Consider the following 25,378-nt stretch of genomic DNA (forward strand, 5'->3'; position numbering starts at 1 on the left):
ATGACAGACCGGCCTCTTGGTGCACAAATTTCCCACATGTTAAAATCGCGAGGGGTCGAAGTGATTTTCGGCATCCCCGGCGTGCATAACCAAGAAATGTATCGCGGCATCGAAGAGGCAGGGCTGACCCATGTGCTGGCGCGTCACGAACAGGGCGCGGGATTTATGGCTGATGGCTATGCGCGGGCGACAGGCAAACCGGGGGTTGCGTATGTGATCACGGGTCCGGGTCTGTGCAATATCATGACGCCGATGGGCCAAGCGTATTCAGATTCGGTGCCGATGTTGGTGATCTCCAGCTGCCTGAATCGCGCAGATTTGGGCATGGGGCGCGGGCGATTGCACGAGATGAAAGATCAAGAAATCGCCGCGGGAACGGTCTGCGACTGGTCATTGACAGCAATGGACGCCGCGTCCGCCTATCAGTTGATCGACAGAGCTTTGTCCGAATTCGCGACAGGACGCAAACGGCCGAAACACATTCAAGTCCCGATTGAAGTGCTCGAGGCATTGGCACTCGCCGCGCCCGAGCCGATGTCTTTGGCGACCACGGGCTACGTCCCGTATGACGTGACCGACATTGTGTTTGACGCGGTGGAAAAGGCGCAACGCCCGTTGTTCGTGTTCGGCGGTGGCGCGCGTGAAGGCGCAACCGTTTGGCGCGATGTCGTCAAGGCGGCTGGTGCGGCGAGTTTTGTAACCTATGCGGGCATGGGGATTATCGCGGAAGGTGGTTTGCACTTTGGCAGTAGCCTTGCGCGGCCTGGATCGGTGGATGTGATCGCGAGCGCTGATTTGGTCGTGGCTGTTGGAACAGAATTGTCGGAAACTGACTTGTGGCGTGACGATTTGGGCCACACGGGGACATTCATCCGGATCGACATCGACGCGGATGAATTGAACGACACCCCCGCGACCCACCGCATTCACGCGGATGCGGGGCAGGTGGCCAAAGAACTATGGGCGAAACGCGGTGATTGGTCTGACAAATCAGGTTGGACCGAAGCAGAGGTCGCCAAAACCCGAGAGAAATGGCGCGCCGAAGTCACAAGCGAACGCCCCGGCATTCCGCAAGTCGCCGACGCGTTGCGAGCTGCCTTGCCCGACGACACGGTTATCTATTCGGACATGACGCAATTCGCCTATGCCGCTTTGGAAATCTGGCCGATGAACAGGCCAAACCAATGGCACCACCCCTGCGGTTTCGGCACATTGGGCTACGCGTTGCCGTCCGCCATCGGTGGTGCACTTGCGCGCAAAGGCAAGCCGACCATTGCCATCGCGGGTGACTACGGGTTCCAATATACGCTGCAAGAATTGATGGTCGCGGTGGAATTGGAGCTCTGCTTGCCGATTATCTTATGGGACAACGGTAAACTGGGCGAGATCGAGGACAGCATGGTCGCGGCGCAAATTGCGCCAAACGCCGTTATTCAGCGCAACCCTGATTTTGTGAAATTTGCCGAAGCGTTCGGGGCGGCATCCGCAGCGCCCAAATCCTTGGATGAATTGCAGGATGTGGTGCGCGAGGCCTTGAAAACAAAAGGCCCCACGCTGATCTATGTGCGATCCGAAATCGCGGCCTAACTTACCAGCAAGACACCAAAACGGTCACATCTGTGGCCGTTTGGTTCAACGCCTCTGGCGGTAGGAATGCGACGCTGTCCGTCGTTTGTAAACGCACATCCGCCAGCAGCAACGATGCCACAATGCGGGATGCATCGACTGAAAAGTTAACTTCGGGCGGCAGTTGCTGACCGTTTTTGTTCGTGCGTGGCAGCAACATGCCCAATACGGCACCGCCGTTATCAAACACAGGACCGCCTGCGTCACCCCGTTGGGCGGTTAATGACAGGCGTTTCAACTCGTCTTCGCCGTTCAATCCACGAATGTCGGCCAAGCGCCCAAAGGTCAGCGACGGCGTCGTCAGCACGCCACCATATGGGTAGCCCGCAACCGCGATTTCGGACTGAAGACGCGGTACACCTGTCTGGAACTGCGCCACATTTGCAGGGGCCAGCGGCGCGTTCGGACGGATCACAGCGAGGCCAAGTGCCTCGTCGGTGTGAATGACCTGCGCGTCGTGTACCTCGTCAATTGTGATGCGGCTGCATTCGCCGACAGATGCGACCGTTGTCAGCACGTCGCCTTGGCTATCAACAAAGAAGCCAGAGCTGGTCAGTTTTGGTTTGCGCACGGACAATCCCGACACCAGATCGATGGCTTGGCTGTCATCAGGTGCGGCAATCGCAGGATCAAGAACGCCGTCAATCCCGGTAAAGCTGGCTTTCATCATATCCAGCACACGCACGCGACGTGCATCATCACCTGCGGGCCAAATCAGTGAAAAACCTTTGATCTGGCCGTTTCGCAACGTGGCGGTGGTGTAAGAGTGGATGCCGTCACCGATGCCTTCAATCTCGAAAGACTGATCGCGACGGCTACGTGGGCCGTCGGTCGGAACAATCGCCAAGGTTTGTAGGATTTCATACAGGCCGAACAAACGATCCTGATTACCCACTTGTGAAATCAGTAACACGCGTGCGGCCAGATCACCTTTGGCCTCGAACTGTGCAAATGGCGGCTCGTATTTGTCGAAAGCAACAACGCCAGTCGGAATAATCAATTCGATCCCGGTGGCATCGTCGCGGACCAATTGCATGTCCATACCGTCGAGGATCGCGTTGTAGGCGCTGATCAACACACCACGTTGTCGCGTGGTTAACACGCCAGTCGGCTCATAATTGTTGGCGGCTTGCCATTCGCCCATCGACGCACGGGTTCCGCGCCCGAAAGCCCCATCAATTGATGATTCATAAAAACCGGCCCATTTGAGCGCGGTCTGCAATAATTCTTTTTCGCCACGGGTCAGTGATGCTTCAGAATCGCGGGCCTGCTGGACAGTTTCGTCTGGTACCGTGATGGGGGTTGGTTCAGCAGGGGCCGCTTCAATAGGTGCAGGCTCGCGTGGGAACACATCTGGTAAGATTTCAGTGTCAGCAATGGCCTGCGCAATATCAATGGCGCTTTGCTGTGCGGCACTGTTGTCAGGCAGGGGCTGCGCAGTCGTCGGTGCGCCGACACCGATTGGCCAGAATTGCTGGCTGAAATTACGTCCATCCGCGATGAAACTATCGCTAGGGATTTGCCCACTACGGCGCAGGTCGCCCAGCAATGTATCCGCATCAGCCCGAGAATATGGCCCAAGAACAATGCCATACCAGCCGGAGCCGATGTAGTATCCGGCGACATTATCAAGTTGGGCGTCGAATGCGCGCGCACGGCTTTGTGCACCGCTCAATGTCGGTTGCGCCTCGACTTGCACCCATACTGGGCTTTGTTGCGCGGCGGCCCCAAGCGGAGCAATTGCAAGAACCAAAACGGCTAGAAAAACTTTGAACATCTGCGATCCATAGACCCTAATACTTATTTTCTGCTTAACGCGACGCGGGATCGACGAAAAATCACTCCGGCGCTGCATGATTCTGATCTAATACGGCAGAAATGCGCCGTTAAATACCCCTGCGCTACTAATTGACCCTGTCGGCTGTGCGCCCTATTGATCACCCAAAGTGAAAAGAGGGCGAAATGGCCGACAAACCACGCAGTTTCCAAGAGATCATCCTGCGGCTCCAGTCCTACTGGGCTGCCAAAGGGTGTGCGATGATGCAGCCATACGACATGGAAGTCGGGGCAGGGACATTCCATCCGGCCACGACATTGCGGTCGCTTGGGTCCAAGCCTTGGGCCGCGGCCTATGTCCAACCATCGCGCAGGCCAACCGATGGGCGTTACGGCGAAAACCCGAACCGGTTGCAGCACTATTACCAATATCAGGTGTTGATCAAACCAAGCCCGCCAGACTTGCAGGACCTCTATCTTGGCTCGCTCAAAGCCATCGGCATCGACGCGAACATGCACGATATCCGCTTTGTTGAAGACGATTGGGAAAGCCCGACTTTGGGCGCTTGGGGGCTAGGCTGGGAAGTCTGGTGTGACGGCATGGAAGTCTCACAATTCACCTATTTTCAACAGGTTGCGGGCTATGACTGCAAACCTGTGTCAGGCGAGTTGACCTACGGGCTGGAACGTCTGGCGATGTATATCCTCGACGTCGATCACGTCATGGACATGCCGTATAACGACCCCGACGCGCCCATCGCGCTGACCTACGGCGACGTGTTCAAGCAGACCGAAGAAGAATACGCGCGCTGGAACTTCGACGTGGCGGACACCGACACGTTGCTCCAGCATTTCAAAGACGCCGAGGCCGAATGCGCCCGCATCTTGGCTGAACCGCACGACGACCCGAAAACCGGCAAACGCATCATCATGGCCCATCCGGCCTATGACCAAGCGATTAAAGCCAGCCATGTGTTCAACCTGTTGGACGCGCGCGGCGTGATTTCCGTGACCGAACGCCAAGCCTACATCGGACGTGTGCGAACCCTGACCAAAGCCTGTGCGGACGCCTTTGTGCAAACAGCCGCCGCAGGTCACGCGGCATGAATGTCGCCCGTCTCGCTATAGGAGGGATCATTGTGTCAGCCATTGCTGCGGGCATCGCGCTCTATTATCTACAGGTTTACGCCTATTACGATGAAATCACGCTTCAGGTTGAAGATGTGCAAATGACATCGCTGTTTACCGGCGAACCAGAGCCAATAATGTTCGAAAACGTCAAGGCGATCGACAGCGACAGCAGCCCTGTGCGGTTCCGCGCCTGTTTTGATACGCCGCTTAGCTTTGGGTTGTTAACCGAAAGTTACGAGATTTACGATGCCGCTGAACCGCTAAACGCGCCCGGTTGGTTCGACTGTTTCCAGTCGGGTGAAATCGGGGCTGACTTGGTATCCGGCGTCGCCGTGGCGTTCCTTGGCGTCGAAAACATCCAATACGGCATCGACCGCGTGATCGCGGTATACCCCGATGGCCGCGCCTACGCTTGGCACCAAATTAACGCATGTGGCGAGGTCGTTTTTGGCGGCAATCCGACACCTGAAAACTGCCCACCAGCCCCAGAAAGACTGCAATAATGGCCGATCTTCTGATTGAACTTTTTTCCGAAGAAATCCCAGCACGGATGCAGGCCAAGGCCGCAGCCGATCTACAGAAACTGGTGACGGACGGCTTGGTCGAGGCGGGCTTGACCTACGCGGGCGCTGCTGCATTCTCGACACCACGCCGATTGGCGCTGTCATTAGAAGGGCTTACCGCAGAAAGCAAACCCGTGCGTGAAGAACGCAAAGGGCCAAGCACATCCGCGCCCGACAAGGCGCTTGACGGCTTCCTGCGTTCGACTGGCCTGACCAAAGACCAGCTCGAAGTGCGCGACGTCAAAAAAGGCCAAGTCTACTTTGCCGTGATCGAAAAACCGGGCCGGATGGCAGCGGATATCATCGCCGAAGTGCTGGAAAAAACGATCCGTACTTTCCCGTGGCCTAAGTCGATGCGCTGGGGTGACGGTGCGCTGAAATGGGTGCGTCCGCTGCATTCAATCATCTGCATTCTAAGTGACGAGGCGGGTGTTGACGTCGTGCCGATGGACATCGACGGGATCAAAACCGGCAACCAGACACGCGGACACCGCTTTATGGCGCCAGATACGTTTTCTGTAACAAATTTCGATGATTACGAGGCGAAGTTAAAGCGCGCCAAGGTCGTGTTGCGTGCCGAAGAGCGTGCCGACATGATCTGGCATGACGCCATGAACCAAGCCTTTGCGCAGGGCCTTGAGATCGTAGAGGATCGCGGGTTGCTGTCCGAGGTTGCGAACCTTGTCGAATGGCCTGTGGTTTTGATGGGGACCATCGCGGATGATTTTCTTGGGATGCCGCCAGAGGTGCTGCAAACGTCGATGAAGGATCATCAGAAATTCTTTTCCGTGCGTAATCCAAAGACAAACCGCATCGAACGCTTTGTAACTGTTGCAAATATCGAGACAGCGGACAGCGGTGCGACGATCCTTGAGGGCAACCAAAAGGTGCTTTTTGCGCGTCTGTCGGACGCGAAATTCTTTTGGGAAAATGACCTGCGCGTCGCCAAAGCGGGCATGGCGGAATGGACCGAAGGGCTGAAAGCCGTGACATTCCACAACAAGCTCGGCTCGCAATTTGATCGGGTCGAACGCATCACCGCACTCGCCCGTGAAATCGCGCCTGCGGTTGGGGCCGATCCGGATGAGGCGGCAGAGGCCGCGCGTTTGGCCAAGGCCGATCTGCGGTCCGAAATGATCTATGAATTCCCTGAATTACAAGGGCTTATGGGGCGCTATTACGCCAAATCTTCGGGGGCGTCTGACGCCGTGGCAGCGGCAGCGCAAGAGCATTACTCGCCGCTCGGCCCATCTGACGACGTGCCAACTGCGCCGGTTTCTGTGGCCGTGGCTTTGGCGGATAAGCTGGATACGCTGACAGGTTTCTGGGCGATTGACGAGAAGCCGACAGGGTCAAAAGACCCGTTTGCGCTGCGGCGGTCTGCCTTGGGTGTCATTCGATTGGTTTTGAACAATGATCTGACATTGCCGCTGTTGAATGTGGCCGGTGAAAAAGAGTGGTCCGCGAACCTTCTCTCCTTCTTCCACGATCGCCTTAAAGTCTTCCTGAAAGACCAAGGCATCCGCAACGACATCATTGACGCGTGCATTGCGATGCCGGGCAACGACGATCTGACGCTGCTTGTGAAACGGGCAAAGGCGTTGTCTGAGACGCTCAAAACCGACGACGGTGAAAACCTGTTGCAGGGCTTTAAACGCGCCAACAACATCCTGACTCAAGCCGAAGAAAAAGACGGTGTGGAATACTCTTACGGGGCGGACTTAAAGTACGCAGAAGACGACAGCGAAAAGGCTTTGTTTGTCGCCCTCGACGCTGCAGACGCCGTGATCGCCCCCGCAATGGCGGCTGAAGATTTCAGCACCGCAATGACAGCGATGGCGAATTTGCGTGGCCCGATTGACGATTTCTTTACGAATGTGCAGGTAAATGCAGATGTGTCGTTGGTGCGTCGCAACCGTTTGAACTTGTTAAGCCGGATTAGAACCATCTGCCTAAGCGTGGCTGATCTAACTCTTATCGAGGGGTAATTTAGGGATTCTAGTAAGAATGCTTTACCTTTAAGGGGTAGAGCCCCTATGCTGCGTGTGAATATAAGGATTGCCGCAGTGCAGCAAGTTGCTAGGTTTCAGTCAATCACCTTGATCACGCCAACAGCCGCGATTGCTGCTGACGCGCATGGTGGCCGCGCAAAATGTCTGCAACGTCTGGTGCGTCTCGACCTACCCGTGCCGAAAACGATTGCGCTGTCTTTTGATGCGGTCAGCCAAATCGCCAAAGGGCAGATGCCCGACATGGCGGGGATACTTGCGCCGTTTGGCTATGACCCGCTTTTGTCGATCCGGCCATCTAGCCAAGATCCCGATTGGGGCGGTCCGGGCGCGATTTTAAATATTGGTATGAACCCGTCGCAACACCGTCGTTTGTGTGACCGTATGGGCGAGCCTGCGGCGACGCGGCTTTATTTACGATTTGTTCAATCTTATGCGGTACACGTGCATAGGCTTGATCCTGAGGCGTTTGATTTTCCTGATTGCACCGACTCTGAGGCGCTAAAACGGTCGCTAGAAGCCTATGAATTTGAGGCGGACGAGGCGTTTCCTGACGATCCTGCCGTTCAATTGGCCGAGGCGTTGCGGTCGATGGCGCGTGCTTGGGACGGCACGTCGGCGCGGCTCTTGCGAGAGGCCAAAGGTGCGCCTGCGGATGCGGGGCTCGGGCTAGTTGTGCAAGCAATGGCGATGGGTCTGGGCGATGGTGAATGTGGCGCTGGCGTTATTCAGTACGTCAACAGCAACACCGGGATGCCACAGGTGACAGGACGCTATGTTGCGCAAAGCTTGCGTCGTCAGGCGTTGATCGATGCAGACAACGCGATTTATTTGACGCGGGACAAGAGGGGACCATCGCTAGAGGACCGGTCGCCGGCGGTCTTTGAGCAGTTGATCGCGATTGGTGATATCTGTCGGCGCACGTTACGCGAAGAAATGGCCGTGGAATTCACGATTGAATCCGGCACGTTATGGATTTTGGATGCTGTGCGCGTCCCGCGTGCGTCGCAAGCCGCTGTGCGCATTGCTGTGGCGCTGGCCTGCGACGAGATTATTCCGCGCGAAGAGGCTGTCATGCGTATTCAGCCAACGGCCTTGACCGAATTGCTTCACCGTCAGGTTGATCCACGCGCGCAGCGCGACATTATTGTGAAAGGTATCGCGGCTAGCCCAGGTGCCGCGACAGGTCGGATCGTGTTCACCTCGAACGATGCGCAGGCTAGTGCCGCGCGGGGCGAAGGCTGCATTTTGGTGCGTCGCGAAACGACGCCTGAAGATATTCGCGGCATGCACGCGGCACACGCGGTTTTGACGATGCGCGGTGGGATTACGAGCCACGCCGCTGTAATTGGACGGGGTTTGGGGTTGCCTTGTGTGGTTGGCGCATCCGCTTTGATTATTGACCGCAAAGAGGGCTGCATCGTCGCCGCAGATGGCCGAAAATTCGCCGAAGGTGAGATCATTACAGTCGATGGCACGACCGGCGAAGTCTTGGTTGGTGCACCCGTAATGGTTGAGGCTGCGTTGGATGATGCGTTCCAGACGTTACTGCAATGGGCCGATGATGTGCGCGATATTGGCGTTCGCGCGAATGCCGACACGCCTGACGATGCGCAAACTGCCCGCAATTTCGCGGCTGAGGGCATCGGGCTTTGCCGCACTGAGCACATGTTCTTTTCCGGCGACCGTTTGGGCGTGATGCGTGAGATGATCTTTGCCGATAACGCCGATGATCGTCGCGCTGTCTTGGATCGTTTGATGCCAATGCAACGCGCTGATTTTGCAGCGTTATTTGAGATTATGGCAGGCTTGCCCGTGTGCATCCGTCTGTTCGACCCGCCGCTTCACGAATTTTTACCATCGGACAAAGCGGGTTTGCGCGACCTGTCAGAGCAATTGGCGCTGCCCGTCGCCAAGGTAACCGAACGCGTCGCCGCATTGGCCGAATATAACCCTATGTTGGGGATGCGCGGCGTGCGGTTGGGGATCGCGATCCCTGAAATCTACGAAATGCAGGCCCGCGCGATTTTCGAGGCAACTGTCGATGCCAATAAAAACGGGGCAGGGGTTGTGCCTGAGATCATGATCCCCGTGGTCAGCGCGATGCGCGAAGTCGAATTAGTGAAGTCCCGTATCGACGCGGTGGCTGCATCGGTGCGGACCTGCCGGAAATACGACTTTGAATATCGTCTTGGCGTGATGGTCGAGACGCCACGCGCCGCGTTGCGGGCCGAAGATATCGCACAACACGCCGAATTCCTGTCCTTTGGCACAAATGATTTAACGCAGATGACCTACGGGTTGTCGCGCGATGACGCGGGGCGCTTCATGTCGGCTTATGTGCAGCAGGGCGTTTACGCCGAAGATCCGTTTCACAGTCTCGATATTGAAGGTGTAGGTGAATTGCTATCGATTGGTGCTGAACGCGGACGCAAGGGGCGTAGCAATATCACCCTATCGTTGTGCGGTGAGCATGGCGGCACACGTTCTGCGATAGATTTTTGTCGTAAGCAAGGTTTTGACTACGTGTCTTGTTCGCCATTCCGCGTTCCGGGTGCGCGACTTTCCGCCGCGCAGTTGACGTTAATCGACAAGATGAAACCCGCTATCTAGGCGAAATCTGCCCGAACTCTACACGATCTGCCTCTGCATTGTTGCATTTATGGTAACTGGCCAAATGCCGCTTAGTGCGGGGTTGCCGCTGGGGTAGACTCATCAATCTTGATCACTTAGAGGGGCAGCGCTTGCGTGGGGCTGGACCACGTGCAACGCGATGGGGTCGCGATGAAACTGGGTTTTGGACGTATTTTGCCGGCTGTCAGCTTGGCTTTGGTGGTGTTGTCGGGTCAAGCCGCATCAGCACAGGATGTTTTGGCAAGCCGCTTGGGCGCGCTCTTGGGGCAGGAAAGACAGGCCCTCGCAGTGATCCCTGATGTGCGATTGGCCGCGTTAACCACGCTACCGCCCGCCGCACAACGCAACGTCCGCACCGCAGCACGCTCTGTCGACTATAACAACGCCTACCTGACCAGCCTGCCCACAGCGTCCGGCGGTCCACAGTGGAAATGCCTGTCCGAAGCGCTTTATTTCGAAGCCCGCGGCGAAACTGCCCAAGGTCTTTTCGCCGTCGCCGAAGTCATCATGAACCGCGTCGACAGCTCTGATTATCCCAACTCTTTATGTGGCGTCATTAATCAGGGAACTGGCCGTAAATATGCATGCCAGTTTACTTACACCTGCGATGGCCGCCCCGAAGTGATCTCTGAACCCGCGTCATGGCGCAGGGTTGGCAAGGTCGCACGTTTGTTGATCGACGGCGCTGATCGCACCTTGACCGACGGTGCCACGCATTACCACACAACGGCTGTGAACCCGTCATGGGCGCGCGTTTTCCCACGCACCGCGAGCTACGGCGTTCATCGGTTCTACCGCCAGCCGACACGAACAGCGTCAAACTAAAGCGTCGGATGGCTGCGGGAAACTGCCGCCAACGACGACCTTGTGAGACCGGCCTTGTGCTAGTATTCCGCCTGTAACACGCGCGGAAAGGCACCACATGACCAATGATATTCATCTCGCGTTCGCGCATCCGTCTGAACGGGCGGCTGCCAGCGCGGACGTGCCATATGACCGGATTTCCCTGCGCGATTATACTGTTGAGGTCGAGATCGGCGCGTTTCAACTGGAACGCGGCACGTTGCAACGCGTGCGGTTTAACGTTGTTGTCGAGGTTTTGCCGCTGACCGGGCCGATTGACGATGATGTGGACCGCATCCTGTCCTACGACCGCGTGACTGAAGCGATTGGTGTGGAATTGCAGGCCGAACGGATCAATCTGTTAGAGACGCTTGCTGCGCGTGTGGCTGAACGTATTTTGTTGGAACCACAAGCCGAGCGGGTTTTCGTGCGGATCGAAAAGCTGGATCGTGGGCCGTTCTCATTGGGGGTCGAGATTGTACGCGCCCGTGATGGTAGCACGCCTGCCGCGCAGGAACATATCGAGGCGCCGCACCCTTGCGTTGTGTACTTGTCAAACGATGCGATCAATTCCGCGCATTTGAAAGGCTGGATCGATCAGTTCGCGGGGCAGGACGCGCCGTTGATCTTATGCGTTGGTACGGGCGATTTGCCTGTGGCCGCGACGGGACATGCGATGACGCAACGCCGGATTGATCTGCTAGCGATTGAGCAGAATGCGTGGGTTTTGGCGTCGCAGGATCATCGCTGCAAAGTTGTCGAGACGCGGACAGAGTTGGATTGGGCGATGAAAAACGACCAAATCTGCATCTGGGCGCCGTCGAAAATGGTTTTGGACGCGGTGGATGGCCCGTCCACATCGGCGCGTGATGCACTCGCCTTGGTCAGTTGGTTCGCCACGGACATCAAAGCCGCAGAGTTATGCGTGATCGGGGCCGCGGCACCTGAGGCGACCATGCCGACGCGATCCATCGCAATAGGGGACGTGATTTGATGTATATTCAACCGATCCCGCAGACGACAGCCTATGAAGACGCATTGCGGTTGGGTGGTAGCAGTTGGCTGTTTGCCGAAACGGCGTTGGTGCGTGATCGGGGCGAGAGCGGTGAAGAAGTCTTGGTCGAGGATCTGACCGCCGATCAGCAAACGCGGATCAGTAGACAACGCGCGACGATTTGCGGGCTGACGCTGGACGTGCCGCGCATCATGGGCATTTTGAACGTGACGCCGGATAGTTTCTCGGATGGCGGCACGATCGCATCGGTGGCAGAGGCGGTGGATCGCGCGAAGATCATGGCGCAAGATGCTGATATCATTGATATTGGTGGCGAAAGCACACGACCAGGTGCTACCGAGGTTTCGATCAAAGACGAGATCAACCGCACGGCGCCCGTGATCCGCGCGATCCGCGATGCGGGTATTACGACGCCAATTTCCATCGACACGCGTAAGGCGCTAGTGGCGCGTGCGGCATTGGAAGCGGGCGCGAACATGGTAAACGACGTGTCCGCGATGCGCTTTGACCCCGAGATTGCAGGTGTTGCCGCTGATGCTGACTGTCCGATTTGCTTGATGCATTCGCAAGGGCTGCCCGACACGATGCAGGACAACCCCGATTACGCGGATGTGGTGTTTGACGTCTTTGACCACCTTGCCGCGCAAATTGCCGTGGCCGAAGCGGCAGGTATCCGCCGTGAAAACCTCATTACCGACCCCGGCATCGGCTTTGGTAAGACTTTGCAACATAACTTGAGCTTGGTGCGTGACCTCGCCATTTACCATGACCTTGGTTTGCCGATACTATTGGGTGCGTCACGAAAACGGTTTATTGGGACAATTTCGGGCGAAGATGATGCCGCGCAGCGTCTGGGAGGATCAATCGCGGTGGCATTGCATGGGGCGGCGCAAGGTGCGCAGATTTTACGTGTCCATGATGTGAAACAAACAAAGCAGGCGTTAAGTCTGCAATTAGCATTAAATGGGGCAGTTCATTATGGTTGAGAAACTCTTTGGCACCGACGGTGTGCGCGGCACGGCGAATATTCATCCGATGACCGCTGAAATGGCGTTGAAAATCGGGGCCGCCGCAGGGCGCTATTTCCGCAACGACGGCTCGAATGGCCACCGCGTCGTGATCGGCAAGGACACGCGACTATCCGGCTATATGTTTGAAAATGCGTTAACGGCGGGGCTGACATCGACAGGCATGAACGTGCTGCTGCTTGGGCCTGTGCCGACGCCTGCGGTTGGTATGTTGACCACGTCGATGCGGGCTGATGTCGGGATTATGATTTCCGCTAGCCACAATCCGCACCACGACAACGGCATTAAATTCTTTGGGCCGGACGGGTTCAAGCTGTCCGATGAGGCGCAAGCCGAGATTGAACGGCTTGTCGCAAACGATATCGAACCTGCGCAAGCCGTGAACATTGGCCGCGCAAAACGGATTGACGACGGGCGGTTCCGCTATGCTGAACGGGTGAAAAGCACGTTCCCGTCGGGAATGCGTCTTGATGGGTTGAAGGTTGTCATCGACTGCGCAAACGGGGCCGCGCACCGCGTTGCACCCGAAGTGTTGTGGGAAATGGGCGCGACCGTGATCCCTGTCGGTGTCACGCCAAACGGCTATAATATTAACGATGGTTGCGGGTCGACGCATCCGACATTGGCTGCCGAAACCATCGTATCGCATGGCGCGGACGTGGGGATTTGCCTTGATGGCGATGCGGACCGTGTGATGATTTTGGACGAAACGGGCAAGGTCGCGGACGGCGATCAATTGATGGCATTGATGGCGTCGCGCTGGTCCGCCGAAGGACGCCTGCGCGGCGACACATTGGTCGCGACGGTTATGTCGAACCTCGGTTTGGAGCGGTATTTGACGGGTAAGGGCCTGCACCTTGAACGCACGGCCGTTGGCGACCGCTATGTCGTCGAGGCGATGCGCGAGAAAGGGTTCAACCTTGGTGGGGAGCAATCCGGTCACATCGTGATGACTGATTATGCGACCACGGGCGATGGATTACTAGCTGGGATTCAGTTCCTTGCGGCGATGATCGACAGCGGTAAAAAAGCCAGCGAATTGACGCAAAGCTTTGAAACTGTTCCGCAAATGCTAAAAAACGTGCGCTATGCGGCGGGCCAAGACCCGTTGACGGCTGCGAATGTAACGGGCGCAATCGCCGATGCCGAGACCAAGCTGATCGGCAAGGGGCGGTTGTTGATCCGAAAATCGGGCACCGAACCACTGGTGCGGGTTATGGCAGAATGCGAAGATCCTGATTTGCTCGCAGAGGTTGTGGACGGGATCGTGGCCGAAGTCGAAGCGGCGGCGTCTTGATCTGCGGTTTGGTTGGGGGCTAGCCCCCAATCCCCCAGGATTTAGAAAAGTCAAAGAAGCTAGGACCAGAGGCGTTTGAGGCTGTTGAATTGGCTGATTGCGAGGCCGATGAGGATCAGCGCGAGGGCTGCGAAGAACCGCAAGGGTAGGGTCTCGCTGAGGACGATCGCCCCGAATATCATTGACCAAACAGGGACTTGGTAGTTCACGAGCGTCATAAACACAGCGCCGGCGCTGCGGATTGTGAAGACCCGTAGCAAAGCCGCGAGGGCTGTCGGAACAAAGCCCAAAAAGATGATTGCGAGCGTGCTGCGGGTGTCTGCAATGACGGGAATGCCTTCGACGATGAGCATCGCCGGGATCAGTGTGATCATACCGATAATCATCAGGATCGTGGCCATTGTGATGGAATCGATGGGCGGGCAACGGCGTGTCATCACGCTAGAGATCGCATAGGAGAGTGCGGCAGCGACGCAGGCCAGTTGCCCCAGCGGTTCCCATCCAGAGCCGATGCGTAGCACTGACGGACCGATCAATACCACTGCGCCGATAAAGCCCAAGGTTACGCCTGTGAGGTTGCGTTTTGTCATAACCTCGTCAGAGAAAAGATGTGATAATGGCAGTACAAACAACGGGATAGCCGCCATTGAGATACCTGCGAAGGCCGATGGCACATATTGCTGGCCCCAACTGAGCATCGCAAACGGAAGTGCGGTGTTCATCACGCCGATCACAAGCAGATACTTGATCAATGGCGCGGAAAATTGCGGTATCGGGCTGCGCATCGCGACCATAATACCGATGAGCGCCAGTGACCCAAGCGTGGTTCGCGCGGTGGCAACGGTCAACGGGCCGTAGCCTTCGAGGGCGATGGAAACGACCATAAAGGTGCCGCCCCAGATCAGTCCGAGGGCGAAAATAGAAAGCCAGTTGGATTTGCTCGGTTGGATGGTCACGGCGATGCCTTTCGCGAGGTGGCCATTTCATTTCATACGGCCCGGCCGAATACCAGCCGCAAAGTGTCCGCAAAATCGCAGCGTGAGACTAAATCGAAGGTTGTTTTTGCGCGAGTTTCCGGCCTAACCTGTCGTCAGTATGTGTTAACGAAAGAGTCCGTATGTCCCTCATCTCGAACAAGAAAAACATCACGCCAACGCGTGACGGCGAAATTAACCGCTACGTCAACGCAGAAGCCTCGTCGAAGGCTTGGTTTGATCACCGTCGTGAAGTGGTTTTTGTCAACGGAATGGCTAATTCCGGCGATGATCATAAGAAAAGCGCGCTAGGTTTGTCGCTGTTGCAGGGGTGTCCTGTCGTTGGCGTTTTTAATAAAGCAGGTGGTTTCTGGGCCGATCTGGGCCAATGTTTGCAGGACAAAGGTGTTTTGGTTGGGGCGCAATCGGGTAGTTTTACCGCGTGGAGCATTGCGTTTGATGCGGCCTATCTTGCGGCTACGGTGGTAAAACCGGGCTTGAGTAGAATCGACTTTATGGAGACCTTGGTCGCTGGAAATCAGGCGACCGCGTCGCTGTACCGCTACATTGCAAACCAGACAGTGCAAGAACGCGCGACGCTCAAGATTTTCTGCCATTCGCAGGGAAATCTGATTACATCCAATGCTTTAACTGCCGTTGCTCTTGCGCTTGGCAAGGACGCGATCAAGAATATGGAAGTGAACAGCTTTGGCTCGCCGTGCCGCTATTGGCCGCCGGGGTTGGACCGCACGAACAATGCGTTCACCTTCGATCCGGTCAGCTGGCTGGACTATAATATCGGGTTTTCCAGCGTGAAAGTCGGCTTTACCCCCGGTCTGATTTCGCATGGGTTCGAGATTTATATGAACCAAGACGCCGAATTTGTAGTGAACCGGTTCCGCTGGGGATCGTTCCGCATGACGGCAAGCATGGATGAAAAGGGTCTTGCGACTTATCTATCCAAGATGGGGAACAACCCGCGCCGGTTGAAGAAAGTCTTCGAATGGCTTGATAAACATCACAATTCTGATGCTGACGACGTGGCTGTTATCTATGCGAAACTGATGCGGACGAAACATGCATCGACGCTGAAAGCACTGGCGCAGTTTGACAAATCCTTCATCACGCTGTTGATCAAATGCATGGAAGACGGCGTGACCTTTAATGATGAGCGCAAAGAGATAAGCCATCTCAAGACGTTATAGGTCGTTCTTCATGTGAAACATGAAGGCTGCGTTTGAACTGAAAAAGGCCGCCCCGACTAGGGCGGCCTTTGTTTTTGACTGATGAAGGACTTAGTTCTTGGCTTTGTCGACCATTTTGCCAGCAGAAATCCATGGCATCATGTCGCGCAATTTGCCGCCAACCACTTCAATCTGGTGCTCGTCGTTTGCACGACGGGACGCTTTGATTGTTGGCTGACCAACAGCATTTTCCAGCATGAAGTCACGGACGAATTTACCAGTTTGGATGTCTGTCAGAACGTCTTTCATCCGCTTTTTGGTTTCGTCGTATGGCAGGATGCGTGGGCCGGATACGTATTGACCATATTCCGCAGTGTTCGAGATGGAGTAATCCATGTTCGCGATGCCGCCTTCGTAGATCAGGTCCACGATCAGCTTTGTTTCGTGCAGGCATTCAAAGTAAGCCATTTCAGGCTCGTAGCCCGCTTCGACCAGTGTCTCGAAACCCATGCGGATCAGTTCAACGATACCACCGCAGAGAACAGCTTGCTCGCCGAACAGGTCAGTTTCGCATTCCTGACGGAAGTTTGTTTCGATGATGCCAGAGCGACCGCCACCGATTGCGGAACAGTAGGACAAGCCGATTTCTTGGGCTTTGCCGGATGCGTCGGTGTCGACTGCGATCAGGCAAGGCACGCCGCCGCCTTTGGTGTATTCGCCGCGCACTGTGTGGCCTGGGCCTTTTGGCGCCATCATGATCACGTCAACGCCTTCCTTTGGCTCGATGAGGCCGAAGTGGACGTTCAGGCCGTGAGCGAATGCAATCGCCGCACCTGGCTTAATGTTGTCGTGCACGTATTTTTTGTATGTTTCTGCCTGCAGCTCGTCGGGCATTGTGAACATGATCACGTCGCACCATGCAGCGGCTTCAGCGATGCCCATAACCTTGAGGCCTTCGCCTTCGGCTTTAGCTTGGGAAGGGGAGCCTTCGCGCAGCGCCACAACAAGGTTCTTCGCACCGGAATCACGCAGGTTCAGCGCGTGGGCGTGGCCTTGCGAGCCGTAACCAAGGATGGCTACTTTTTTGTCTTTGATCAGGTTCACATCGCAATCGCGATCGTAATAAACGCGCATATCAAGCACTCCATATTTGTATTCTGAAAGGACGTATAACGGGCGTTTGCATGCATTGGCAGGTTTGATTTTTGAGTTGTTTTGGCGAAATGAAGTTTGCTATGCTCCGATTGAACAAATAACGTGATTTTTATGCTTGATGACGAAAGCCGCGCGATTCTGCGCCAATATCAATCTAATCCTGCGCTGACGGTGCCGGAGTTGGCCCATCTTGTCCGGATGACACCGGCCCGTGTGACGCGGCGCTTGGATAGGCTGATCGAGGACGGAGTTATCCAAGGGCAAACCGTAGAGATTGACTGGACCGCGCTTGGCTACACCGTGCAGGTGGCGCTGCGGTTTACCTTGGATAAAACGGTGCCGCGGGCGTTTGACGAGTTTATCGCGGCGGCGCGGCGGGTGCGTGAAGTATTAGAGATACAGACGTTTTTGGGGCAGGTTGATGTGCGGCTTTTGTTGATCGCGCGTGATTTGGCTGATTACCAACGTGTTTACCGCGACGAAATTCTGACCTTGCCGCATATTGCTGACATTGAGGCGTTAATGACGCTTAGCCGTGTCAAAGGCGACGTGGCGCTGCCGCTATGACGTTGGATGAGACAGATCGCGCCTTGTTGCGCTTGTTACAGATTTATGCAGCCCAACCGACGGGACGTTTGGGAGACAAGTTGGGGCTTTCGCAACCCGCGACATGGCGACGGATCAGGCGATTGCAGGACGCGGGCGTGATTGCGGGGCAGCGGTTAACCTTGGATGCAGAAAAGCTGGGGTTCGGCGTCACTGTGTTTTTGGGGGTCAAATTGGCGACCAAAGGGCGCGTCAGTCTAGAGGACTTTGAGCGGGCCGTGTCTGCGATCGCGGAGGTGCAAAGCGTAGAGCACGTGTTGGGTTTATACGACTACCGGTTGCGGGTTGTGGCGCGCGATTTGGCCGATTTTGAACGCGTTTTGCGGCGTCGTATCATGACGATGCGGGGGGTTGGTAACGTTGAAGCCAATATCATGCTGAGCGAAGAAAAACTTGCTGGCCCGCTGTGATTAGTACGGTTTGTTAAGCCTTTTGGTATAGGTGTCGCGTGTCCACAGTGGCTTGCGAGTTCCGAATTGAGGCGTCTGATGTTTCCGCGACCGAAGACTATGAAAGCCGTTTGGCTATATACAGCACTTGCCTCCATGTGTTCGGTGGTCGTGACTATTATACTCGTGCATGTGGGGTTTTCGCATTCCGATACGGGGTTCCTATTGTTTAAATCCAGTCTGATCGCGCTTTGCTGTGCTGTTCCGACAACTTGGATTTTGTGGAATGAGATGCGCAAGAACGAAGAGTTGCTCGGCGAATTGCAAGGCCTCGTTGACCGCGATCGTCTGACCGATATTGCGACGCGTGACTATTTTTTTAGCCGTATGTCTGCAAATCCGGACGCTTATGGGGTGTCGTTGATGGTCGATATCGATAACTTTAAATCCATCAATGATACGTTTGGACATTTTGCTGGTGACAAGGTCATCCGCGAGGTTGCGACGACGTTGGCTGCCAATATACGGCCTGATGATATTGTATGTCGTTTTGGTGGTGAGGAATTTGCATTGTTTTTGCATCAACACCATCAGGATGAAGGTCTGGAGGTGGCCGAAAGTCTGCGCCAATTAGTTGAGGCGATGTCGTTAAACTACGAAGGTCAGATCATCGAGGTTACGGTGTCGATTGGTGGCTCGTTAAAGCAACGGATCGAGACGATTGAGACCGCGATCAAAGAAGCAGATGTTGCGTTGTATCGTGCGAAAAACGGCGGGCGGAATCAGACGATTTTTTCGACGGTTGGATAGGGGAAAACATCGCATTCGAGATAGGCTTTGCTTTTCGCGCCATGCAGACTTACGTCCGGATGAGAACAGCGAACGGAGGCGACAATGAACGACATATATAAATCAGACGTAGATCCCGATGGGCTAATGGAATTTTCGGTTGTTTTCACCGATCGGTCGCTCAATTCAATGTCCAAAGCGTTTCAAGGCGTGATGAACGACATCTCGAGCATGCTTAAAGACGTCTACAACGCCGATGCTGTGGCGATTGTGCCCGGTGGCGGGACATTCGGGATGGAAGCCGTCGCCCGCCAATTCGGCGCAAATGCCCACGCGTTTATCGTACGCAACGGTTGGTTTTCCTACCGCTGGACGCAGATTTTTGACGCGGGCGATTTTACCGCCAAAACGACTGTTCTAAAGGCTCGCCAGTCTGGCAACGACACGCGCGCGCCTTTTGCGCCTGCGCCGATAGAAGAAGTCACAGCGGCCATTCGCGCAGCCAAGCCGGACGTCGTTTTTGCGCCTCACGTGGAAACCTCCGCGGGCATCATTTTACCAGACAATTACATTGCCGCCATGTCCGCGGCCGCCCACGAGGTCGGCGCTTTGATGGTGTTGGATTGCATCGCATCGGGCTGTGCTTGGGTCGATATGAAAGCGACAGGCGTTGATGTGTTGATCTCTGCACCGCAAAAAGGCTGGTCTGCCACGCCAAGTGCGGGGCTCGTCATGATGTCGGAACGCGCTGTTGCACGGATGGCGGATACGACGTCGAACTCCTTCGCGGCTGACTTGAAAAAGTGGCACTCTATCATGCAGGCCTACGAAAACGGCGGCCACGCCTATCACGCCACGATGCCAACGGACAGCTTGCGGGCGTTCCGTGACACGATGGTCGAGACCCGCGAGTATGGTTTCGCAAAGCTGAAAGACGCGCAATGGGCTTTGGGCGACGCGGTGCGGGCATATCTCGCGCGCAAAGGCGTGAAATCTGTGGCCGTTGACGGGTTCGGCGCACCGGGCGTCGTTGTCGGCTACACCGATGATCCGGCGATCCAGAACGGCAGCAAGTTTGTAGCCGAAGGAATGCAAATCGCGGCGGGCGTGCCGTTGCAATGCGACGAACCTGACGATTTCCGTACATTCCGCCTCGGCCTGTTTGGGCTCGATAAACTCTATGACGTCGATGCGACCATGGTGCGTCTGACTGGTGTATTGGATCGGGTGCTTTAACCCGCGCCAAGCCCTAATTTCATGAGGCCACGCCGTACTGGCTTGGCCTCATACAACGCTTTGATTCCAGCGATCCGCAGTTCTTGCAGCATCCGTGCGTCGGACATCGACGCACGGTTTAGCGCATCAATTCCGCTGACCCGCAGTTTGACATTGCCGTGCCGCGCTTTGTTGTAGGCGTCCAGCATTTTGCGACTGCCTAATTCATTTTCGCGGGCCAAATCCAACAACACGGCCAAATCGCTGAGCGACATGTTCAAGCCCTGTGCGCCAATCGGCGGCACGACATGTGCAGCTTCTGCGACCAAGGCGGTGCGCGGGCCGGACATGGCGTCGGCGATTTGGGAAATGATCGGCCAGACCATGCGGCGCGTTGCCAAGGTTAACGACCCATAAAGACCAGCCGAGCGCACTAACGCTTCAGACTCAAAGTCCTCGTCGGACAGCGCCATTAACCGTGTGACCTCTGCGCCGCTTTCCATCCAGACCACGGCAGAACATGGTTCGCCTTCGTGGTCGGGTAAGGGGACAAAGGTGAACGGCCCGCCAGAGCGGTGAATTTCCGTTGAGACATTATTATGGGGTGACGGGTGCGTGACGGCAAAACTGATCGCCTTTTGACCGTAACGATTTGTTTTCACGCCTATATTCACTGCATCGCGCACGGCAGAATTGCGACCGTCCGCACCAATCACCAACTTGGCTCGGACTTGCACGCCGCCTGTCAGCATAACCAAAGCTTCGGTTTCACGCGGCAGCAACGACACAAATCCGGTGCCAGCCATGAATTCCACGTTTGGCAATTCTTTGAGCCGCGCCAGCATTTCGCGTCGCAAAAGCCAGTTTGGAAGGTTCCAACCAAAGGGCTTATCCGAGATGTCAGCGGCGTCGAAATCCGCGCTGACCCGCGCTTTGCCATGTTCGCCGCTGACGTCGGCGATGCGCATCACCTGTAATGGCGTCGCAAAAGGTGCCAGCCGATCCCACAATCCTGCCGCGTCCAGAAACGCTTGGGCGGGTTGCAGGAACGCGGTTGTGCGCAAATCTGCGCCCTCGAATGCGGCATTTGTGACGGGCAGGGCGGGGTCCACGATAATAACGTTAAAGCCCGCCGCGCCAAAAGCCGCTGCCGCTGTTAACCCTGCGACGCCGCCGCCTGAGATGACAATATCTGTTGTGATGCGTTTCATACCCTAGACATATGCGCAGGCGGGCAGCGGGGCAAAGGGCGAATTGTCTCGTGTTGAAAAAACGGGCATATCGCTTGCATTGCGCAAGTCGACAATCGCCGCTATGTTGTTGAACAACAAAAGGAAAGCTTGTGATGTTTGACCCCAAGGCTGGCCAAAAAGACGCCTATGCGATGATCCTAGAGGCCATCGACAGCCATTCTTACGTGCCGGGCGACAGGCTAGTCGAGAGCGAACTGGCCGAACGATTTGGCGTGTCACGGACCCCAATCCGAGAGGCTTTGCAGCGACTTGAGACCCAAGGCTTGTTAACCCGTGACGGACGGTCGTTAATGGTTGCGTCACTAGATCACACGCAAATGGCGGAACTTTACGTGGTGCGCGGCGAACTTGAAGGGTTAGCAGCGCGGCTTGCGGCCCGTCATGCAACCCCAGAAGAAGTGGGCGTTTTGCGCGATATGCTGGAAAAAGATCAGACGTTTTTGAATGATCCGACCGCGCTAAGTCGGGCAAATCGACGGTTTCATAAGCAGATCCACCTTGCCTCGCATAACCGTTTTCTTGTGCAGCAACTGGATCTTGTGCATCGCTCTATGGCGTTGCTAGCGACGACGTCTATAGCCGTTGAAGGGCGTCCAGAGGACACGTTAGCCGAGCATAATGCGATCGTGACAGCGATCGAAAATGGCGACGGCGATGCTGCTGATGCGGCGCTAAGAGATCACATCTCAAAGGCCTATGTCACGCGTCTGAAGTTGGACGCGCAGGCGACGCAGTAGGGGCAGGGGGCAACAAGACCCCATGTGTGGTTTTGTCCCAGTAGAATGGTTTAAACGTTAGCTCGTAAAACCCTTTGTAGGCTGCAATTGCCGCCATTGGGAAATACAGATGCACTGTCGGTATCCACTTGATCAGCCACATCTTTTTCGCCTTTGTGACACCTAATGCCAGCACGAACATGTTGGTTAATTCCGAGAACACAAACATGCCGACGACGGCGATCAAAACCCAGCCTTGCAGGTGGTCGTTCATTGGGTGATGCACCCCAAAAGGCATGACCCAAAATGACCATAACACGGGTGCGAGAACGAACTGCGATAGGGTGCCTGCGAATAGGATTTGGAAGCCTAAGAACTTGCGCAGGCCTAATTCGCGGTACAACTTTTGCGGGTCCCGCATGTGCACGCCGTAGGTGATTGCGTAGCCTTTGAGCCAGCGCGACCGCTGCTTGACCCATGGCCAAAAACGCCCGTTTGCCTCTTCTTGTGTGGTTGTTGCGATCAATTCGGTTCGGTAGCCATGTCGCGCCAAGCGGACGCCAAGATCGGCGTCTTCGGTGACGTTATGTGCGTCCCAAGCCCCTAGTTTTTCCAAGATGTTGCGGCGGAAAAAGAGTGTCGTGCCGCCCAAGGGCACGACCAAACCGAGCCGTTCTAGTCCCGGTAGAACAACACGAAACCAGCCTGCGTATTCCAAGGCGAAGCATCGCGTTAACCAGTTTGCAGGGGCGTTGTAGTAGTCCAGAACCCCTTGAAGGCAGGCGACCTTTTCGCCACTTTTTGCAAAGTACTGTGCCACCTTTCGCAGCTGATCGGGGTCGGGTGCATCTTCGGCGTCGTAGACACCGACCAAGCTGCCGCGAGCGAAATCGAGCGCGTAATTCAATGCACGTGGTTTGGTTTTTAGGGCGCCTTGCGGCACCGCGATAGGCCTGATCCATGCGGGTAAATTTGTGGTGCCGAGCGATGCGCGGGTGGTTTCATCGTCCGCTTCCATCACAAGGCACAGGTCCAAACGGTCGCGAGGGTAGTCGATCAGTTTGACCCGTTCCAGCAGGTGGGCTGCGATTTCCTTTTCCTTGTAGAGCGGGATCAGAATCGTGAAAATTGGTAAGGTTTCGTCGTCGATTTTCGAGATATCCGGCGCTTGGGGCTGTGCGAAGATGCCGACAATCGCGGCTGCGGCTTTTAAGAGTGTGTTTGCCGCCAATGTGATGATCGCCCAAAAGCTGAGCAGCACAAATCCGGTTACTGGCGATAAGGCGAACAGGGTGATGACCCCAAGTACGACCAGAACCGAGCCGATGAGCATCAGCTTTGCATTCCATGTGCGACTGCTGACTGCGTCGGGAACGCGATTTTCGGCACGTTTGGTTAAGTCATCGACGTGGCCGAGGCTGATCGCACGAAATAGATGTTGTTCGGTTGTGATCGCCATGCGCACGGGGCCATAGCGCAGGGCTAAGGCCGAGCTATGTTTTTGAAATAATTCAGGTTTGTGGGTTAAGATCACCACGGCACCACCGATCCGCCGCCACGGTAGAATATGGTCGCGCAAACAGCGATGTGCGCCCCAAATATCAACCAATCCTGCTTCGGGGGCTCGCACGCAAGGGTTTATGACGGCGCAGCGGTAGGTGATGGCTTGGGATTGGGCGATGGTCAACGCGGTCGCGTCGTGCATGTCGACACGTGACTTTTCGTCGAAATGCGCCTGTTGGTTAATCATAAATGCCTCTGGTTTAATACCAAAGGCATACCGCGAAACGATTAACGCCCGGTTAAGGTTAACCGGGCGTTAGGGAAATTTGAGAGCTTAACCGCGGGCGTCCATTGCCGCTGCAAACCGTTCAAACAGGTAGTAGCTGTCTTGCGGTCCGGGGCTGGCTTCTGGGTGGTATTGCACTGAAAACACGGGCTTGTCTTTTACCCGCAGACCGCAATTGGACCCGTCGAACAGCGACACATGCGTCTCGGTCACACCTTCAGGCAGGGTTTGCGTATCAACCGCAAAGCCGTGGTTCATTGATGTGATCTCGACTTTGCCAGTCTCGTAGTCCTTCACAGGGTGGTTCGCGCCGTGGTGGCCGTGGTTCATTTTGATGGTTTTAGCACCCAAAGCGAGCGCAAGCATCTGATGTCCAAGGCAAATCCCGAACACAGGAATGTCTGTTGCCAGTACACCTTTGATCATCGGCACGGCATAAACGCCTGTCGCTGCTGGATCGCCTGGACCGTTGGACAAGAACACGCCGTCTGGGTTTAATGCCAAAACATCTTCAGCGGTGGCGGACGCAGGTAGAACTGTCACGTCACAGCCAGCGGATGCAAGGCAGCGCAGGATGTTGCGTTTTGCGCCGTAATCGATTGCCACGACTTTGTGCTTTGCGTCTTTTTGTTCGCTATAGCCTTCGGGCCATGCCCACCGCATTTCGTTCCAATGATAGGATTGTGCGCAGGTGACTTCTTTCGCCAGATCCAGCCCTTCGAGACCCGAAAAACCACGGGCGGCGGCGACAAGCGCTTCGATATCAAAGTTACCTTCGGGATCGTGCGCGAGCGCCACATGCGGCGCACCTTGCTGGCGGATCGCGCGGGTCAAACGGCGCGTATCAACGCCGCCCATGCCGATCCGACCACGGCGTTCGAGCCACGCTGTTAACTCTTCGGTTGAGCGCCAGTTTGATGCGTTTGTCGGGTCCCATTTGACGATCATGCCTTCGGCGACCGGATCGGATGTTTCGTCGTCTTCGGGTGTGACACCAGTGTTACCGATATGCGGGAAGGTGAATGTCACCACTTGGCCCGCATAAGACGGGTCTGTCATAATTTCTTGGTAGCCGGTCATTGCGGTGTTGAAACACAGCTCTGCGGTGGTCTGGCCGGTGGCACCAAACCCGTGTCCGTAGAACAATGTGCCATCAGCAAGAGCAAGGCAGGCGGTTGGTTTTGGGGTCAGTTGGTCGGACATGGGCAGATCCTTTTGAGGGGGCGGCATCCCCCGATTGGCGGCAAATTGTGCTGGACTTACGGTCTGGCGTCCGTGGGGTCAAGGTCAGAACCGCGCCTTGCAAACAAGGCGATCACGTCGCGGCAGTCTGCTTGTCATGACTGCAAATGCAGCGTAACCTGCACGTTCGTCTAACGGTACATG

21 protein-coding genes are annotated in these 25,378 nt (G+C 55.8%); 15 read left to right on the plus strand and 6 right to left on the minus strand.

Features of this window, described 5'->3' with window-relative positions:
• The gene (locus FHS72_RS14505) at positions 1 to 1,587 is read left to right on the plus strand and encodes a 5-guanidino-2-oxopentanoate decarboxylase (RefSeq protein WP_183530401.1); all 1,587 of its coding nucleotides are present in this window, start codon (positions 1 to 3) and stop codon (positions 1,585 to 1,587) included.
• A gap of 1 nt (position 1,588) precedes the next feature.
• On the opposite strand, the gene FHS72_RS14510 is transcribed toward FHS72_RS14505, so the two are convergent.
• The gene (locus tag FHS72_RS14510) at positions 1,589 to 3,403 is read right to left on the minus strand and encodes a trypsin-like peptidase domain-containing protein (protein ID WP_183530403.1); all 1,815 of its coding nucleotides are present in this window, start codon (positions 3,401 to 3,403) and stop codon (positions 1,589 to 1,591) included.
• Positions 3,404 to 3,588: 185 nt separating this feature from the next.
• Between FHS72_RS14510 and FHS72_RS14515 the strand changes: the two genes are divergently transcribed.
• The 8 genes from FHS72_RS14515 to glmM all read left to right on the plus strand — a co-directional run bounded on the left by FHS72_RS14515 (position 3,589) and on the right by glmM (position 13,922).
• Positions 3,589 to 4,509, plus strand: coding sequence for a glycine--tRNA ligase subunit alpha (locus tag FHS72_RS14515; RefSeq protein ID WP_183530405.1), 921 nt, complete (start codon positions 3,589 to 3,591; stop codon positions 4,507 to 4,509).
• Positions 4,506 to 5,036: a DUF6446 family protein gene (locus FHS72_RS14520; protein WP_183530407.1), complete on the plus strand. Its 531-nt coding sequence runs from the start codon at positions 4,506 to 4,508 to the stop codon at positions 5,034 to 5,036. Before FHS72_RS14515 ends, FHS72_RS14520 begins: the two co-directional genes overlap by 4 nt.
• On the plus strand, positions 5,036 to 7,084 hold the full coding sequence (gene glyS / locus FHS72_RS14525; RefSeq protein WP_183530409.1) for a glycine--tRNA ligase subunit beta: 2,049 nt from the start codon (positions 5,036 to 5,038) through the stop codon (positions 7,082 to 7,084). Before FHS72_RS14520 ends, glyS begins: the two co-directional genes overlap by 1 nt.
• A gap of 48 nt (positions 7,085 to 7,132) precedes the next feature.
• A complete protein-coding gene (locus tag FHS72_RS14530) occupies positions 7,133 to 9,718 on the plus strand; it encodes a putative PEP-binding protein (protein WP_183530411.1) in 2,586 nt (861 codons plus the stop codon).
• A gap of 171 nt (positions 9,719 to 9,889) precedes the next feature.
• Entirely contained in the window at positions 9,890 to 10,564 is a 675-nt protein-coding gene (locus FHS72_RS14535; RefSeq protein ID WP_183530413.1) for a cell wall hydrolase, read from the plus strand.
• Between the two features lie 97 nt (positions 10,565 to 10,661).
• Positions 10,662 to 11,576 carry a dihydroneopterin aldolase gene (locus FHS72_RS14540; RefSeq protein ID WP_183530415.1) on the plus strand — a complete coding sequence of 305 codons (915 nt, stop codon included), beginning with the start codon at positions 10,662 to 10,664 and terminating at the stop codon, positions 11,574 to 11,576.
• Positions 11,573 to 12,583 carry a dihydropteroate synthase gene (gene folP, locus FHS72_RS14545; RefSeq protein WP_425511121.1) on the plus strand — a complete coding sequence of 337 codons (1,011 nt, stop codon included), beginning with the start codon at positions 11,573 to 11,575 and terminating at the stop codon, positions 12,581 to 12,583. The genes FHS72_RS14540 and folP overlap by 4 nt, the downstream gene beginning before the upstream one ends.
• On the plus strand, positions 12,576 to 13,922 hold the full coding sequence (gene glmM / locus FHS72_RS14550) for a phosphoglucosamine mutase (protein WP_183530419.1): 1,347 nt from the start codon (positions 12,576 to 12,578) through the stop codon (positions 13,920 to 13,922). The genes folP and glmM overlap by 8 nt, the downstream gene beginning before the upstream one ends.
• Positions 13,923 to 13,981: 59 nt before the next feature.
• On the opposite strand, the gene FHS72_RS14555 is transcribed toward glmM, so the two are convergent.
• Positions 13,982 to 14,878, minus strand: a complete 897-nt coding sequence (locus tag FHS72_RS14555; protein ID WP_183530421.1) for an EamA family transporter — start codon at positions 14,876 to 14,878, stop codon at positions 13,982 to 13,984.
• Between the two features lie 161 nt (positions 14,879 to 15,039).
• Between FHS72_RS14555 and FHS72_RS14560 the strand changes: the two genes are divergently transcribed.
• Positions 15,040 to 16,101: a hypothetical protein gene (locus FHS72_RS14560; RefSeq protein WP_183530423.1), complete on the plus strand. Its 1,062-nt coding sequence runs from the start codon at positions 15,040 to 15,042 to the stop codon at positions 16,099 to 16,101.
• A gap of 90 nt (positions 16,102 to 16,191) precedes the next feature.
• On the opposite strand, the gene ilvC is transcribed toward FHS72_RS14560, so the two are convergent.
• Positions 16,192 to 17,214: a ketol-acid reductoisomerase gene (ilvC, locus tag FHS72_RS14565; protein WP_183530425.1), complete on the minus strand. Its 1,023-nt coding sequence runs from the start codon at positions 17,212 to 17,214 to the stop codon at positions 16,192 to 16,194.
• A gap of 132 nt (positions 17,215 to 17,346) precedes the next feature.
• On the opposite strand from ilvC, the gene FHS72_RS14570 reads away from it, so the two are divergent.
• The 4 genes from FHS72_RS14570 (at position 17,347) to FHS72_RS14585 (ending at position 20,255) form a co-directional block, all read left to right on the plus strand.
• On the plus strand, positions 17,347 to 17,802 hold the full coding sequence (locus tag FHS72_RS14570; RefSeq protein ID WP_183530427.1) for an Lrp/AsnC family transcriptional regulator: 456 nt from the start codon (positions 17,347 to 17,349) through the stop codon (positions 17,800 to 17,802).
• On the plus strand, positions 17,799 to 18,251 hold the full coding sequence (locus FHS72_RS14575; protein ID WP_183530429.1) for an Lrp/AsnC family transcriptional regulator: 453 nt from the start codon (positions 17,799 to 17,801) through the stop codon (positions 18,249 to 18,251). Before FHS72_RS14570 ends, FHS72_RS14575 begins: the two co-directional genes overlap by 4 nt.
• A gap of 204 nt (positions 18,252 to 18,455) precedes the next feature.
• On the plus strand, positions 18,456 to 19,040 hold the full coding sequence (locus tag FHS72_RS14580; RefSeq protein WP_183530431.1) for a GGDEF domain-containing protein: 585 nt from the start codon (positions 18,456 to 18,458) through the stop codon (positions 19,038 to 19,040).
• 84 nt (positions 19,041 to 19,124) lie between these two features.
• Positions 19,125 to 20,255 (plus strand): aminotransferase class V-fold PLP-dependent enzyme, encoded by a 1,131-nt coding sequence (locus FHS72_RS14585; RefSeq protein ID WP_183530433.1) that lies wholly within the window; start codon positions 19,125 to 19,127, stop codon positions 20,253 to 20,255.
• Here the strand turns inward: FHS72_RS14585 and FHS72_RS14590 are convergent.
• Positions 20,252 to 21,445 (minus strand): UbiH/UbiF family hydroxylase, encoded by a 1,194-nt coding sequence (locus tag FHS72_RS14590; protein WP_183530435.1) that lies wholly within the window; start codon positions 21,443 to 21,445, stop codon positions 20,252 to 20,254. The genes FHS72_RS14585 and FHS72_RS14590 overlap by 4 nt on opposite strands.
• Positions 21,446 to 21,579: 134 nt before the next feature.
• Here FHS72_RS14590 and FHS72_RS14595 point away from each other — a divergent pair, with 134 nt between their 5' ends.
• Positions 21,580 to 22,224: a GntR family transcriptional regulator gene (locus tag FHS72_RS14595; RefSeq protein WP_183530436.1), complete on the plus strand. Its 645-nt coding sequence runs from the start codon at positions 21,580 to 21,582 to the stop codon at positions 22,222 to 22,224.
• On the opposite strand, the gene FHS72_RS14600 is transcribed toward FHS72_RS14595, so the two are convergent.
• Both FHS72_RS14600 and carA read right to left on the minus strand, forming a co-directional pair.
• On the minus strand, positions 22,187 to 23,953 hold the full coding sequence (locus FHS72_RS14600) for a glycosyltransferase (RefSeq protein WP_246414722.1): 1,767 nt from the start codon (positions 23,951 to 23,953) through the stop codon (positions 22,187 to 22,189). The genes FHS72_RS14595 and FHS72_RS14600 overlap by 38 nt on opposite strands.
• An 87-nt stretch (positions 23,954 to 24,040) precedes the next feature.
• A complete protein-coding gene (gene carA / locus FHS72_RS14605) occupies positions 24,041 to 25,195 on the minus strand; it encodes a glutamine-hydrolyzing carbamoyl-phosphate synthase small subunit (protein WP_183530437.1) in 1,155 nt (384 codons plus the stop codon).
• Positions 25,196 to 25,378: the final 183 nt, after the last annotated feature.

It is taken from the genome of Yoonia ponticola (assembly GCF_014199395.1).
In the GTDB taxonomy this organism is placed as follows: domain Bacteria; phylum Pseudomonadota; class Alphaproteobacteria; order Rhodobacterales; family Rhodobacteraceae; genus Yoonia; species Yoonia ponticola.